Annotated in this window: 11 protein-coding genes; 6 read left to right on the top strand and 5 right to left on the bottom strand. The window is 73.2% G+C overall.

All coding sequences use genetic code 11. The features are described 5' to 3' along the window. The first annotated feature begins 106 nt into the window (after positions 1-106). Entirely contained in the window at positions 107-1,597 is a 1,491-nt protein-coding gene (gene putP, locus H5397_RS01355) for a sodium/proline symporter PutP (RefSeq protein ID WP_182814499.1), read from the top strand. On the opposite strand, the gene H5397_RS01350 is transcribed toward putP, so the two are convergent. From H5397_RS01350 to H5397_RS01330, 5 genes are all read right to left on the bottom strand, one after another. Continuing rightward, positions 1,587-2,435, bottom strand: a complete 849-nt coding sequence (locus H5397_RS01350; RefSeq protein ID WP_182814498.1) for a sulfurtransferase — start codon at positions 2,433-2,435, stop codon at positions 1,587-1,589. The two genes, putP and H5397_RS01350, sit on opposite strands and share 11 nt — an antisense overlap. A 32-nt stretch (positions 2,436-2,467) precedes the next feature. Continuing rightward, a complete protein-coding gene (locus tag H5397_RS01345; protein WP_220491874.1) occupies positions 2,468-3,889 on the bottom strand; it encodes a sodium:alanine symporter family protein in 1,422 nt (473 codons plus the stop codon). Between the two features lie 159 nt (positions 3,890-4,048). Then, entirely contained in the window at positions 4,049-4,810 is a 762-nt protein-coding gene (locus H5397_RS01340; RefSeq protein WP_182814497.1) for a decaprenylphospho-beta-D-erythro-pentofuranosid-2-ulose 2-reductase, read from the bottom strand. After that, the gene (locus H5397_RS01335) at positions 4,807-6,210 is read right to left on the bottom strand and encodes an FAD-binding oxidoreductase (protein ID WP_182814496.1); all 1,404 of its coding nucleotides are present in this window, start codon (positions 6,208-6,210) and stop codon (positions 4,807-4,809) included. Before H5397_RS01335 ends, H5397_RS01340 begins: the two co-directional genes overlap by 4 nt. A 25-nt stretch (positions 6,211-6,235) precedes the next feature. After that, positions 6,236-9,208, bottom strand: coding sequence for a bifunctional [glutamine synthetase] adenylyltransferase/[glutamine synthetase]-adenylyl-L-tyrosine phosphorylase (locus H5397_RS01330; protein ID WP_182814495.1), 2,973 nt, complete (start codon positions 9,206-9,208; stop codon positions 6,236-6,238). 85 nt (positions 9,209-9,293) lie between these two features. Between H5397_RS01330 and H5397_RS01325 the strand changes: the two genes are divergently transcribed. The 5 genes from H5397_RS01325 to H5397_RS01305 are packed head-to-tail and all read left to right on the top strand — an operon-like array spanning position 9,294 to position 14,761. After that, a complete protein-coding gene (locus tag H5397_RS01325) occupies positions 9,294-10,517 on the top strand; it encodes an efflux RND transporter periplasmic adaptor subunit (RefSeq protein ID WP_182814494.1) in 1,224 nt (407 codons plus the stop codon). After that, a complete protein-coding gene (locus H5397_RS01320) occupies positions 10,514-11,203 on the top strand; it encodes an ABC transporter ATP-binding protein (RefSeq protein ID WP_305071988.1) in 690 nt (229 codons plus the stop codon). The genes H5397_RS01325 and H5397_RS01320 overlap by 4 nt, the downstream gene beginning before the upstream one ends. Beyond that, positions 11,200-12,420: an ABC transporter permease gene (locus H5397_RS01315; RefSeq protein WP_182814493.1), complete on the top strand. Its 1,221-nt coding sequence runs from the start codon at positions 11,200-11,202 to the stop codon at positions 12,418-12,420. Before H5397_RS01320 ends, H5397_RS01315 begins: the two co-directional genes overlap by 4 nt. Next, positions 12,420-14,378, top strand: coding sequence for a biotin/lipoyl-binding protein (locus tag H5397_RS01310; RefSeq protein ID WP_182814492.1), 1,959 nt, complete (start codon positions 12,420-12,422; stop codon positions 14,376-14,378). Before H5397_RS01315 ends, H5397_RS01310 begins: the two co-directional genes overlap by 1 nt. Next, positions 14,375-14,761 (top strand): sterol carrier family protein, encoded by a 387-nt coding sequence (locus H5397_RS01305; RefSeq protein ID WP_182814491.1) that lies wholly within the window; start codon positions 14,375-14,377, stop codon positions 14,759-14,761. The genes H5397_RS01310 and H5397_RS01305 overlap by 4 nt, the downstream gene beginning before the upstream one ends. The last annotated feature ends 2 nt before the right edge of the window (positions 14,762-14,763 follow it).

The raw sequence follows: 14,763 nt of genomic DNA, 5'->3' as shown, positions 1-14,763 counted from the left end.
CCTCCCGGGGGCGTCGAGTGTCAGCGCTGCCGGCTCTGGACGCCCCCAGCCGACCCCTGACGGCCCGTAGTAGGTTCCCCCGTGAGTTTCACGACGAGGAGAAACCATGGACGAGCAGGTCTGGCAGATCATCTCGATGACGGTCTACCTGGTGGCGATGGTCGCGATCGGGTTCCACGCCAACAAGCGCACCCAGAACCTCGACGACTACATGCTCGGCGGCCGGGGACTCTCACCGTTCGTGTCGGCCCTGTCGGCCGGGGCGTCCGACATGTCGGGTTGGCTCCTGATGGGCCTGCCCGGCGCGCTGTACGTGAGCGGCTTGGTCGAGTCCTGGATCGCCATCGGCCTGACCGTGGGCGCCTGGCTCAACTGGAAGTTCGTCGCGCCCCGCCTGCGCGCCTACACCGAGATCTCGCAGAACGCGATCACGATCCCGTCGTTCTTCGGCAACCGGCTCAAGGACGACTCCAACATCCTGCGCATCGTGTCGGGCGCGATCATCCTGGTCTTCTTCACCCTGTACGTCAGCTCGGGCATGGTCGCCGGCGGCACCTTCTTCGAGGCCAGCTTCGGCGTCAACTACTACGTCGGCATGCTCGGCATCGCCGCGGTCACCGTGCTCTACACGCTGGTCGGCGGGTTCCTGGCCGTCTCCTGGACCGATGTGGTCCAGGGCCTGATGATGGTCGTGGCGCTGGTGCTGCTGCCCGTCGTCGGCATCATCGCGCTGGGTGGGCCGGGCGAGCTCTTCGCCCAGATCCGCGAGGTCGACCCGCTGCTGCTCACCTGGTTCGAGGGCGGGACGCCCATCGGCGTCATCTCCGCCCTCGCCTGGGGCCTGGGCTATGTCGGCATGCCGCACATCCTCGTCCGGTTCATGGCCCTGACGTCCGCCCACGAGGCCACGACCGCGCGGCGGATCGGCATCGGCTGGATGATCGTCTCGGCCCTGGGCGCGACCTTCACCGCGTTCGTGGGCATCGCGATGTTCAAGCAGGACGAGACGGCCCTGGCCAACCCCGAGGGCGTCTTCATCGCGCTGGGCCAACTGCTGTTCCACCCGCTCATCGCGGGGTTCATGCTCGCTGCGATCCTCGCCGCGATCATGTCGACGGTGTCCTCCCAGCTGCTCGTCACGAGCTCGGCGCTGGTCGAGGACATCTACCACGCGATCACGCCGCTGAAGCTGGCCGCCCGGCGCGGCGTCCTGTTCGGTCGCCTCGCCGTGCTGGTCGTCGCGGTCATCGCGGCGGCACTCGCCTGGCAGCGCAACGACACGATCCTCGGCCTGGTCGCCTTCGCCTGGGCCGGCTTCGGCGCGGGCTTCGGGCCGACCGTCCTGCTCGCCCTCTACTGGCGCAAGCTCACCACCGCGGGCGCGGCGGCGGGCATGATCGTCGGCGCGGTGACCGTGTTCGTGTGGAAGCTCGTGCTCAACCCGCTGGGAGGCATCTTCGAGCTGTACGAGATCCTGCCGGCGTTCCTGCTCAACCTGGTCGTCGCCGTCGCCGTCTCGCTGGCCACCTACCGGCCCAACCCCGTGATCGAGGAGGAGTTCGACGCGGCGGTCGCCGGCGTCAGCGTCAGCCGCTGATCCGGCCGGTGGGATCGATGGAGGGCTTGCTGCCCGGCTGCGGCCCGGTCTCGGCGGGGCGTTCGGTGTTCGACCACTGCGACCACGAGCCCGGGTAGAGGCGGCCCCGCCCCAGCCCGGCGTGCTCCATGGCGATGAGGTCGTGGCACGCCGTGACCCCCGAGCCGCAGGAGACGACCACTCCCGCGGCGTCCGTGATGCCGTGCTCGGCGTAGCGCTCGCGCAATTCCCCGGGCGATCGGAAGAAGCCGTCGGCCAGGTTCCCCGAGAACGGGATGTTGATCGCCCCGGGGATGTGCCCGGCGCGCGGGTCGAGCGGCTCCACCTCCCCGCGGTAGCGCTCGGGGGCGCGCGCGTCGGCGACCACGGGCGCGGTGGCCGCGTCGTCGATGGTGGCCAGCGCCTCCGGCGGCCAGGGGCGCGGGCTGAAGTGGGCCGCCTCGCGCGTGACCAGGCCCTCCTCGAGCGCCGATCCGCCATGAGCGAGCCCGCCGTCGAGCAGCGCGGCGTCCACGCCGAGCATGCGCAGCAGCCAGACCAAGCGTCCGGCGAAGGCCCCGCCCGCGTCGTCGTAGGCGACGACGACCGAGGCGTCCCCGATCCCGAGCGCCGACATGCCGTCGGCGAAGGCCTGCGGTTCGGGCAGCGGGTGCCGCCCGGTCTCGGGGGAGGACGGCCCGGCCAGCACGGCGTCCATGTCGACGAAGACGGCGCCGGGCAGGTGCCCGGCGGAGTACCCCTCGACGTCGGGGCCACCGGTCGGGGTGTACCGCACGTCGACCAGGACGGCGCCGGGGTGTTCGGACAGGAAAGTGGCGGGCACGACCGGTGGGATCATGCCCGCCACTGTAGCGACGGTGGGGTGCTGGATCAGCCGCGTCGCGGCAGTCCGGCGAGCCCGTCGATGCCGTGCAGCGTGGACACCGCCGGCTCGTTCTGCAGGGTCGGGTCGACGGCCAGGTAGGCCTTCGTCTCGCGGGCGATGAGACCCGAGCAGATCAGCAGGCCGATCAGGTTCGGGATGGCCATCAGGCCGTTGGCGATGTCGGAGAACGTCCACACGAGCTCGAGCTCGCTCACGCAGCCGAGGAAGACAACCGCGCTGAACAGCAGGCGGTAGGGCACGACGCCCTTGATGCCGACCAGGCGCTCCACGTTGCGCTCGCCGTAGTAGGCCCAGCCGAGGATCGTGGAGTAGGCGAAGAACACGACCGAGATGGCGACGATCACGCCGCCGCTCGTGCCGGGGAGGCCGATGGAGAAGCCCTCGGCAGTCAGCGAAGCGCCCTTCTTGTCGCTCATCCACGCCCCGGTGGAAACGATGACCAGGGCGGTCATGGAGACCACGATGATGGTGTCGATGAAGGTCTGGGTCATCGAGACCAGGCCTTGGCGGACGGGGTGCTTGGTCTTGGCCGCCGCGGCGACGATGGCCGCCGAGCCCATGCCGGACTCGTTGGAGAAGATGCCGCGCGCGATGCCGTACTGGATGGCTTGGGCCACGACCGAGCCCAGGAAGCCGCCCGCGGCGGCCGTGCCGGTGAACGCGTCGGAGAAGATCAGGGCGAACGCGCCGGGCAGGGCCTGCCAGTTGAGGCCGAGGACCACCAGCGCGCCGACGACGTAGATGATGATCATGACGGGCACGAAGCCGGCGGTGACGCGACCGATGACCCTGATGCCACCCAGCAGCACCGCCGCGGTGAGCACCGAGACGAAGATCGCGGTGACGATCGGGTCGACCGCGAACGTCTCCTGCAGCGTGTGCGCCACGGTGTTGGCCTGGGTCATGTTGCCGATGCCGAACGAGGCGATGACGGCGGCGACGGCGAAGAACAGGGCCAGGAACTTGCCGAACCCGCCGCCGATCGCCTTCTCCAAGTAGTACTGCGGGCCGCCGGAGACCTCCCCCTTGGCGTCGAGCGTGCGGAAGCGCACCCCCATGAACGCCTCGGAGTACTTGGCGGCCATGCCGAAGATGGCCGAGACCCACATCCAGAACACCGCACCGGGGCCACCGAGGGTGATGGCCGTGGCCACACCCGCGATGTTGCCGACACCGACGGTGGCGGCCAGCGCCGTGGTCAGAGCCTGGTAGTGGCTGACGTCACCGTCCTCCTCCAGTCCGTCGTGGCGGTTGATGAAGGCCAGGCGCAGGGCCGGCACGAGCTTGGTGAACTGCAGGCCGCCGAGGCGGACCGTCAGCCAGATGCCGGTTCCGAGCAGCAGGGGCAGGAGCACGAACGGCCCCCAGACGATGTTGGCGATGTCGCCGAGCACTTGCTCCAGCACGATGTTCCTCACGACGGTTGGACGGGCGCTACATGAGACCATCCCGAAAACCGTCGTGGCAAGCACCCCGGCCGACCATTCCACGCCTTGGTCGCTCCAACCGATGACGGGCAGGCCGCGTCCAGGGTGTGTATGGGCGGCCCGCCCCAGGTCTATCGCTCAGATGGGCAGGCGCCTGAAGATCGGGGCCGGGATGTGCCGCAGGACGAACATGACGGCCTCGAACGCCGGGGGCGTCCACACCACGCGCCGGCCCTTGCGGGCGGCCGTGACCACCAGCGAGGCGACCTCGTCCGGGTTGACCGTGAGCGGGACCTCCTTGACGTGCGCCGACATGCGGGTGCGCACCTGGCCCGGGCGGACGACGAGCACGTTCACCCCCGACCGCGCGAGCGCGTCGCCGAGGTTGGTGTAGAAGCCGTCCAGGCCGGCCTTGGTCGAGCCGTAGACGAAGTTCGAGCGGCGCACCTTGAGGCCGGCGGCCGAGCTCATGGCGATGACCTGGCCGAAGCCCTGGGCCTTCATCCTCTGTCCGAGCAGGACGCCGACGCTCAGCGCCCCGGTGTAGTTCACCTGCGCGGCGAGGACCGCCTTGCGCTGGTCGGTCCACAGCTCTTCGTTGTCGCCGAGGACGCCGAACGCCACGATCGCCACGTCGACATCGCCGCCGGCCCATGCGGCCTCCATGAACGCCGGGTGCGCGTCGAAGTCGGTGGCGTCGAAGTCGAGCACCTCGACCTCGCGCGCGCCAGCGTTGGTGAGGGCGGACACGGTGGCGTCCGTGCGGTCGTCCCCGGGCCGGACGCCGAGCACCACGCGGGCGGGTGCGTGGGCGAGGTACTCCCCCACGATCGCCAGGCCGATCTCGGACGTGCCGCCCAGCAGCAGGATGGTCTGGGGGTTGCCGGTGGCGTCGATCACATCAGCTCCAGTCGTCGGGCCATGTCGGAGGCGAACACGCCGGTCGGGTCGATGGCCCGCCGGGTGGCGATCCAGCCGTCGATGCCGGGGTACATGGCGTGGAAGGTCGCGGCGTCGGTGCGGGAGTCCTTGGAGGTGTACAGCCGGCCGCCGAACTCGAGGACGCGGGCGTCCAGCCCGCGCAGGAACTCCGACAGCCCGGCCCTGATCGGGAGGTCCACGCAGACGTTCCAGCCGGCCATCGGGTACGACAGCGGCGCGCGGTTGCCCTCACCGAACAGCTTGAACACGTTCAGGAACGAGTAGTGCCCCGACGCCTGGATGCTGGCGATGATCTTCTTGAACTCCCCCACCGCGGCCGGCGGCACCACGAACTGGTACTGCAGGAAGCCGTCGGATCCGTAGGCGCGGTTCCACTCCCCGAACATGTCGAGCGGGTGGTAGAAGCCGGTGAGGCTCTGGATCCTGTTCGTGTACTCCCCCGACTTGGCGTACCAGGCCTGCCCGAGCAGCCCGAAGGTCAGCTTGTTGGCCAGCCCGTTGGGGAACACGTCGGGCAGCGTCACGAACGTCTTCCCGCTGAACTCCAGCGGCCGGTCGGCGAGCTTGGGGGCGTACGCGCACAGTTGGTCCAGGGTGGCGAGGTTGCCGCGGCTGATCGCGGCCCGGCCCAGCTTCGGCGGCGCGGAGATGGCGTCGAACCAGGCGCTGGAGTAGGCGTACCGCGACTCCGACCCGTCGGAGTGCACGGCGATGGTCTCCTCCAGCGACCCGGTGACCACGCCGTCGGCGAGGAACCAGGCCGTCTCGACGCGTTCCATCGCCACGGTGGCGCGCAGCACGATGCCGGTCAGGCCGATCCCGCCCACCGTCGCCCAGAACAGCGACGCGTCGGGGTCGTCGGGGCTGCCGTCGGGCGTGAGCGTGAGCACGCGGCCGTCGGCGACGAGCAGGTCGAGGGAGCGCACGTGGTCGCCGAAGCTGCCCGCGGAGTGGTGGTTCTTGCCGTGGATGTCGTTGCCGATCGCCCCGCCGACGGTCACCTGCCGCGTCCCGGGCAGGACCGGCACCCACAGCCCGTGGGGCAGGGCCGCGCGCATCAGCGCGTCCAGGCTCACCCCGGCCTCGACGGTGACGGTCGCGGCGGCGTCGTCGATGGCGAGGATGCGGTCGAGGGCGGTCATGTCGACCACCAGCCCGCCACCGTTCTGGGCCACGTCGCCGTAGCTGCGGCCCAGCCCGCGGGCGAGCACGCCCCGGCCCTGCCCGGACGCCCTCCGCTCGGCCTCGCGCGCCACGGCGGCGACCACCACCTCGGCGTCGGGGGTCCGGAGTACCTGCGCGGTGCTGGGCGCCGTGCGCCCCCACCCCGTCAGCTTCTGGGCGGTCGTCTGGCTCACCCCACCAATCTAGTCCCGGCGTGGCTCAGGCGCCGGGGGTCAATCCCCAGAAGACCCGGTCCATGACCTCGCGGGCGAGCCGGGCGCGACGCGACCAGTCGTCGATGAACACGCCCACCTCGGCGCGGGCGTAGCCGAGCATCTGGGCCACGGCCGCCCGCTCGCGCGCGTCGGTCGGGATCGTGTCGGACGCGCGCCCCCGCAGGAGCATCGTCGCGTTGCGGATGCGGGTCGCCATCAGCCAGGCCTCGCGCAGGGCGACCGCGTCCGCCTGGGCCAGGTAGCCGCCGGCCTCCTCCGCCTCCAGCGCGGCCAAGGTACGGGGCGTCCGCAGCGAGGGCGCCTCGTGGCTGTACTCCAGCTGCAGCAGCTGCACGCACCACTCCACGTCGGACAGCCCGCCCGAGCCGAGCTTCACGTGCCGGCGCGGGTCGGTGCCGCGCGGCATGCGCTCGTTCTCCATCCGGGCCTTGAGCTTGCGGATCTCGGTGACCTGCCGGGGCGCGATGCCGCCTTCGGGGTGGCGCACCCGGTCCACCACGGCGAGCAGGGACGCCGACAGCTCGCGGTCGCCGGCGCCGTGACCGGCGCGGACCAGCGCCTGCGCCTCCCAGGTCGAGGACCACTTCTCGTAGTAGGCGGTGTAGGAGGCCAGCGTGCGCACGATGGGGCCGCCCTTGCCCTCGGGTCGCAGGTCGAGGTCGAGCTCCACGGCGGGGTCCGCGCCCGGACGCCGGAGCAGCTCCCGCAGCCGGGTCACGAGCTTGATCCCCCGGGCGACCGCCTCGGGGTCGTCGGAGTCGCCGATGACGACCATGCCGTCGGCGTCGGAGGAGTAGGACAGCTCGCGCCCGCCCCACCGGCCGAGCGCGATCACGGCGAGCGCCGGGGCGTCGGGGTGCTCCCGGCGCGCGACCTCGAGGGCGGCGTCGATCGAGGCCGACATGACGTCGCTGAGCCCGTCGCCCACCGCGACCACGTCCATCCGGCCGAGCAGGTCGGCGATGGCGATCCGCAGCAGCTCCTTGCGCCGGACCCCCCGGATCGCCTCGACCGCCGCGTTGGGGTCGTCGTGGCGCTTGGCGGAGGTGGTCATCTCGTGCAGGATCTCCTCCTGCGTGCGGGTCAGGTGGTCGGCGTCGGCCAGCAGCTGGGCGGTCTGGGGCGCGCGCAGCAGCAGGTCGACGGCGTAGCGGCTCGACGACAGCACCACCGCGAGGTTCTCGGCCATCGCGCCCTCGTCGCGCAGGGCCCGCAGGTACCAGGAGGTCGACCCCAACGCCTCCGACACCTGCCGGAAGGCCAGCAACCCGTGGTCGGGGTTCGGGCCCTCGGCGAACCAGCCGAGCATCGCCGGCAGCAACTGGCGCTGGATCTCGGCCTGCCGGGTGACCCCGGTCGTGAGGGCCTCGATGTGCCTCAGCGCGGCCCGGGTGTCGTTGAAGCCGAGCGCGCGCAGCCGGGTCTCGGCGGCGTCCGAGGTCAGGCGCACCGCCTCGGACGGGATGCGGGCCACCGCCTCGAGCAGCGGCGAGTAGAAGATGCGCTGGTGCAGCCGCAGGACCCGCCGGGTGGACGACCGCCAGGCCGAGGACAGCTCGTCGCTGGACGCGAAGCCCATCCCGCGGGCCAGCCGGCGCAGGCTCGGCTCGTCGGTCGGCATCAGGTGGGTGCGACGCAGCTGGTGGAGCTGGATCCGGTGCTCCAGCACCCGCTGCAGCCGGTACGCCTTCTCGAGCTGCTGCCCGTCGGCGCGGCCCACGTAGCCGGCCGAGACCAGCGCGTGCAGCGCGTCGAAGGTGCCCCGCAGGCGGAGCCGCTCGTCCCCGCGACCGTGCACGAGCTGCAGGAGCTGCACGCTGAACTCGGTGTCCCGCAGGCCGCCGGCGCCCAGCTTGATCTCCTGGGCGGCCTCCTTGGCCGGCAGCAGCGAGATCACGCGCTTGCGCATCGCCTGGGTCTCGCTGACGAACTGCGGGTCGTCGGCCACCGACCACACCCGGGGCGCCACGAGGTCGACGAACGCCTGCCCGAGCGCGCGGTCGCCGGCCATCGGGCGCGCCTTGAGCAGCGCCTGGAACTCCCAGTTCTTGGCCCACTTGCCGTAGTAGGTGCCCATCGAGGCCAGCGACCGGACGAGCTGGCCGGCCTTCCCCTCGGGGCGCAGGTTGGCGTCCACCTGCCAGATCGTCCCGGCTGCGGTCCGTGCCGAACAGGTCCGGGCCACGGACGCCGCGAGCTTGGTCGCGATCGCCACGGCCTCGGTCGCGTCGACGACCGGCTCCCCCGCCTCGTCGAGGGCGGGTTCCGCGACGTGGATGACGTCGACGTCGGAGACGTAGTTGAGCTCGCGGGCGCCGCACTTGCCCATGGCCAAGATGGCCAGCCGGACCCGCTCGTGCCCGGGTACCTCGGCGCGGGCCAGGGCGAGGGCCGCCTCGACCACGCCGTCGGCCAGGTCGGCGAGCTCGCGCCCGATGTCGGCGACGGTGGCCAGGGGGTCGGAGGCGGTCAGGTCGCGCGCGGCGACGCGCAGCAGTGCCTCCCGGTAGGCGAGCCGGAGGGCGTCGCCCGACCCGGTCTGGGCGACCGGTGCCTCCGCATCGGGGTCGGCCCCCACCGCGCGCAGGAGGTCGGCGCGCAGGGAGGCGGCGTCGCGGGGCCACGGTTCCTCGTCGAGCACGGCCAGCGCCTCGGGGTGCACGCCCAGGTGCTGGTTGAGGGCGACGGACGCCCCCATCACCCGGGCGACCCGGCGCGCGCGCTCGGGGTCGGCGATCACGTGGCGGAAGGCGTCCGTCTGCTCGGCGGCCATGCGCGCGAACCCGCCCATGGCGAGGTCGGGATCCGCGCTGGCGAGGAGTTCGTCCACCAGCCGGCGCACGGCGGGCTCGTCGTGGAAGACCGCGAACCAGGTCTCGATCACCGCCACCGCGTGGTGGGGGTCGGCGAAGCCCCGGCGGGCCAGTCGTCCGGCGGGGGTCGACATGCGGTCCATGGACCGGATGCTAGTCGGACCGGGTCGGGCCCGTGGCGGGCGCCGACTACTCTGGAGGGTGCCGTCCCCTGCTCGAGGAGTCCCGATGAACAAGCCCCGCGCGCGCACGCCGTGGTCGCGCCGCCGCTGGGTGCTCGTGATCGGGGCCGTCCTCCTGGCCATCGCCCTCGTCGCCGGCGTGGTCCTCTGGAACGCCTCCCGCACGCCCGCGGGCCCGACGACCGACGTGGTCCGGGCCACCCGCACCGACGAGACGACCACCGTCTCCCTGGCCGGCGTGCTCGCCCCCCAGCAGCAGGCCAACGTGTCCTTCGCCGTCCCCGGCACCGTCCGCACGATCGACGTGAAGGTCGGCGACACGGTGACGGTCGACCAGCAGCTCGCCACGGTCGGTGACCGCGACCTGCGCAACGCCCTCAGCCTCGCCGAGGCGCAGGCCACCGCGGCCCGCGCCCAGCTGCAGACCGCCCGCGACGCCGACCGCGCCACCTCGGCGCAGGTCGCGGCCGCCCGGGCGGCCGTCGAGTCGGCCGACGCCGCCGTGGCGCAGGCCCGCGACCGGCTGGCCGACGCGATCCTGACCTCCCCCCTGGCGGGCGTGGTCGCCGCGGTCAACGTCGAGGTGGGCGACCAGGTCTCCGGCGCCGGGGGCTCCGTCGGCGGGGCCTCGCTGCCCGGTCTGGGCGGCATGTCCGGCCTCTCGGGCATCCCCGGCCTGTCCGGCATGACCGGCGGCTCGACGAGCGGCAACGGCGCGACGGCGACGGGGGCCAACATCGTGGTCGTCGTGCCCGACGCCTGGAAGCTCGAGGCCGAGGTCGGCACGGCCGACCTGCCCCAGCTCCAGGCCGGCCAGGAGGCCATCGTCACCCCCACCGGCACCTCTCAGCACGTGAGCGCCGTGGTCGACACCGTCGGCATCGTCGCCAACGCAGCCTCGGGGCAGGCCGCCACCTTCCCGGTGACCCTCCGCATCACCGACCCCTCCGCCACCCTCTTCTCCGGCTCCAACGCCGACGCCGTCGTGACCACCGGCACGGTCCGCGGCGTGCTGACCCTCCCCGGCGAGGCGATCTGGATCACCAACGGCCAGCCCGCCGTGCGGCGCCAGGTCGGCGGCACGGTGACCTCGGTCGAGGTGACCACCGGGCGCCGCTTCGGCGACCGCATCGAGATCACCGCCGGCCTGGACGAGGGCGACGAGGTGCTCGCCCGCCGCAGCGTCGTGGTCACCCCGCCCCCGCGTCCGCAATTCGGCCCCGGCGGCTCGATCGTCTCCCCCGACCCGACCGCCACGCCCGAGCGATGAGCGCCCTGCTGCGGATGACCGGCGTCCGCAAGACCTACGACACCGGGGTGGTCGCCGTCGAGGCGCTGCGCGGGGTCGACCTCGAGGTCGCCGAGGGCGACTTCGTGGCGATCATGGGCCCCTCGGGCTCGGGCAAGTCGACGCTGATGCACATCCTCGGCTGCCTCGACGTGCCCTCCGCCGGCACCTACGAGCTCAGCGGCGTCGACGTGAGCCGCATGACCGAGGCCGAGCTCGCCGACGTCCGCAACCGGCGGATCGGCTTCGTCTTCCAGCAGTTCAACCTGCTCCCCTCCATGACCGCCCTGCGCAACGTCGAGCTGCCGCTGGTGTACGCCGGGGTGCCCCGCGCCGAGCGCCGCGAGCGGGCCCTGGACGCCCTCGGTCGCGTCGGCCTCGCCGAGCGCGTAGACCACCGCCCCGGGGAGCTCTCTGGCGGCCAGCAGCAGCGCGTCTCCGTCGCCCGGGCCCTCGTCACGGACCCGGCGCTGATCCTCGCCGACGAGCCGACGGGCAACCTCGACTCGGTCTCCACCCGCGACGTGCTCGGCCTGTTCCACGAGCTGCACGCCGCCGGCCGCACGATCGTGCTCATCACCCACGAGGCCGACGTGGCGCAGGAGGCCCGCCGGGTCGTCCGCATCACCGACGGCCTGTTGTCGGAGGGTGCCGGGGTGGGCGCATGAGCTGGTCCGAGACGTTCCGCACCGCGGTCGAGGCGCTGCTCGGCCGCCGGATGCGCTCGCTGCTGACCATGCTCGGCATCCTCATCGGCATCGCCGCGGTCATGCTGACCGTCGGGCTCGGCGAGGGCGCCCGCCACCAGATCACCGCCGAGATCAACAAGCTCGGCTCCAACCTGCTCATCGTGATGCCCGGATCGGCATCGGCGTCCGGCCAGCGCACGGCCGGCATCCAGTCGCTGACGCTCGAGGACGCCGAGACCATCGCCGACCCGGCCGTCGCCCCCGACGTGGCCGGCGTGGCCCCGATGATGGGCACGCGCGCCAGCGTCCAGTACGGCACCAAGGACTGGTCCTCCCAGGTCACCGGCACCACGGTCGACTGGCCGGTCGTACGGGCGCGCGGGCTCATGGACGGCCGGTTCTTCACGCAGGTGGAGCAGGCCTCGGCCGCGCAGGTGGTCGTGCTCGGCCCAACCACCGCGGGCAACCTGTTCGCCGACAGCCCCGCAGTCGGCCAGGAGGTCGTGATCAGCGGGCAGACGTTCCTGGTCGTCGGGGTCCTGGAGTCGGTCGGGGCCAGCTCGATGACCAACGACGACGACACCGTCGTCATGCCCATGACCACCGTCGCCCAGCGCCTGGTGCCGCCGGCATCGGCGCGCTCGCTGCAGGCGATCTACGTCGCCGCGCGCGACGACGCCTCAATCTCGTCGGCCCACCAGCAGATCACCCGTGCCCTGACGGTCAACCACGCCACGACCTCGGCCGACCAGGACTTCTCGATCATGACGTTCCAGGCCCTCCTGACGGCTATGAACTCCATGACCGCGGTCCTGACCACCCTGCTCGCCGGCCTGGCAGCGATCTCCCTCGTGGTCGGCGGCATCGGCGTCATGAACATCATGCTGGTGTCGGTCTCCGAGCGCGTCCGCGAGATCGGCCTGCGCAAGGCCCTCGGCGCCACCCCGGCCCTGATCCGCCGGCAGTTCCTCGTCGAGGCCGGCATCCTCGGCCTCCTCGGCGGCGCCCTCGGCGTCGCGCTCGGGGTCGCCGGTGCCGCCATCCTGACCCCGCTGCTGGACCTCCAGGTCACCGTGTCCCTGCCCGCCACCCTGCTGGCGCTGGCCGTCTCGCTCGGCATCGGGCTCATCGCGGGCACCTACCCCGCGGCCCGGGCGGCGAACCTGCCCCCGATCGACGCCCTGAGGAGCGAGTGATGAAGCGCGCCGGATGGATCGTCGCGGCCGTCGGGGCCGTCGTGCTCGGCCTGGTCGTCTGGGCCCTGCAGCCCCGCGCCGCCGAGGCCGCCTACGTGACCGCCCCCGCCGCGCGCGGGGCGATCACCCAGACCATTTCCCTTGTGGGCCCCGTCGAGCGCGACGGCCAGGCCACCCTGGAGTACCGCAGCGACGGCATGGTCACCGCCGTGCACGTGAAGGTCGGTGACCAGGTCACCGCCGGCCAGCAGATCGTGAGCATCGACCCCGCCCCGCTCCGGCTGTCCGTCCTGCAGGCGCGCGCCCAGCTCGCCCAGGCCGAGGCGCAGCTGGACGCCGACCTCGCGGCCCAGCGCTCCGGCGGTTCGAGCCTGCCCGCCGGCCTCGGCGGAGCGCTAGGCGGGCTGCCGTCGATGCCGGGTGGTTCGGGTGGCTTCGGCGGCACGGGCGGCCTGCCCACCGGCGGCTTCCCGGGTGGCCTCCCCGGCGGCGGCGCCCCCGGCGGCGGAATGCCCGGTGGCGGCCAGGCACCCGCGTACCTGACCGAGCTCAACGCCTCGCTCGCCGACCTCCAGACGGCCGTCGAGCGCCAGCAGACCCAGTGCACGCCGGTCTTCTCGGCCCTGCAGCGCCTGCGGGACCTCCGCGAGTCCCTGCCCAGCCCCCTCCCGACCGCGCTGCCCACGGCACTGCCGACCACCTCGCCCACCGCCACCCCGACGGGCTCCGCCACCCCAACGCCGAGCCCCATTCCGGAGCCGTCCGCCAGCCCCGAGCCCACAGTCGGCCCCGAGCCGAGCGCCACCCCGAGCGCGACGCCCTCCCCCGAGCCCCCGGGCTCGCCCGACCCGAACCCCGGCTCGCCGCAGCCCACGGCGTCCGACGAGCCGACGCCGCGCCCGAGCGCGACCCCGAGCCCCAGCGTGCCGGGCCTGCCGCGGCTGCCCGACGTGGACCTCGACGAGCGGCTGGACAAGCTGGTCGGGATGGCCGACCAGGTGCAGGCGTGCTCCGACGCGATGGTCGGGCTCGCGCAGGCCGAGGGCCGCGCCGGCATGGCGATCGGCGCCGCGGCCCAGGGCCTGGCCGCGCAGACGCAGGCCGCGACCGCGGCGATGGCCAAGGCGCAGGCCCAGCTGCAGGAGGCCATGGCTGCCGCCCAGCAGCAGGTCGAGGCCGCGGCCCGCGCCGCCGCCGAGGACGCGATCCGCAAGGCACAGGCCGACCTCGAGGCCCAGATGGCGGCCTCGTTCGGCGGCATGGTCACCGACGCGACGATCGCCAACGACCGGGCCCGCCTGCTGCAGGCCCGCCAGCAGCTCGAGTCCGCCGAGGCAGACCTGGCCGCGGCGACCCTGACCAGCCCGACCTCCGGGGTCGTCGGCGCGCTCGACTTCGCCGTGGGCGAGAGCTCGCGCGGTCGGTCGGCCACCGTCGTCGGCGAGGGCGCGGCCCGCGTGACCGTCGAGGTCCCCCTCGCCGTGCGCGCGCTCGTCGCCCCGGGAGTCACCGCGCGGGTCGGCCAGCTCGCCAGCCCCGCCACCCTGGACGGCCAGGTCACCAGCGTCAGCGTGCTGCCGGGTGCGAGCGGGTCGCCTCGCTACGAGACCACCGTCATCACCGACGACCCCGACCAGACCCTGCGCCCCGGCTCGTGGGCCGACGTGACGCTCACGCTGGCGCAGGCCGCCGACGTGCTCACGATCCCCTCCTCGGCGGTCACCAAGGTCACCGACACCACCGGCACCGTCGAGGTCGTCGGCGCCGCGATGGACCAGACCGCCGACACCGTCACCGTGGTGACCGGTCGCACCGGCCAGGGCAAGGTCGAGGTCATCAGCGGCCTGGCCGACGGCCAGTTGGTCGTGCTCGCCGACCGGCGCCTGCCGGTGCCCGGCGGCATCGGCCAGTACGCCCCGCCGTCGCAGGCCTCCCCCGAGCCGACCGCGCGCCGATGAGGCGCCCCGACCGGGCGGCCCTCGCGGCCGCCTCCGCGACCGCGGCCGCCGTGGCCGCCGGCGCCCAGGTCGGGCGCAGCGAGCTGGCCGCGGCCGTGCGGGCCACCCTGGGCCAGCTGGAGGTGCTCTTCCCGGGCAAGCTCGTCGAGGTGCGCGTGCCCCCGTTCGCCGCCGTGCAGGTCGGCGTCCCGGGCCAGGCCAGCGCGCACACGCGCGGCACCCCGCCCAACGTCGTCGAGACCGACCCCGCCACGTGGCTGGCGCTCGCGAGCGGGCGCCTCACCTGGCCGGACGCCGTGGCGGCCCACCGGGTCAGCGCCAGCGGGGCGCACGCCGACATCGGCGGGCACCTGGGTGCGTTGGTGGCGGACCTGGCCGGGTGAGG

Origin of the sequence: Propioniciclava sp. MC1683 (assembly GCF_014164675.1) — a bacterium.
Taxonomy (GTDB): domain Bacteria; phylum Actinomycetota; class Actinomycetes; order Propionibacteriales; family Propionibacteriaceae; genus Propioniciclava.
The sequence above is the reverse complement of the archived record's forward strand: the minus strand, read 5'-3'. Positions and strand labels throughout refer to the sequence as shown.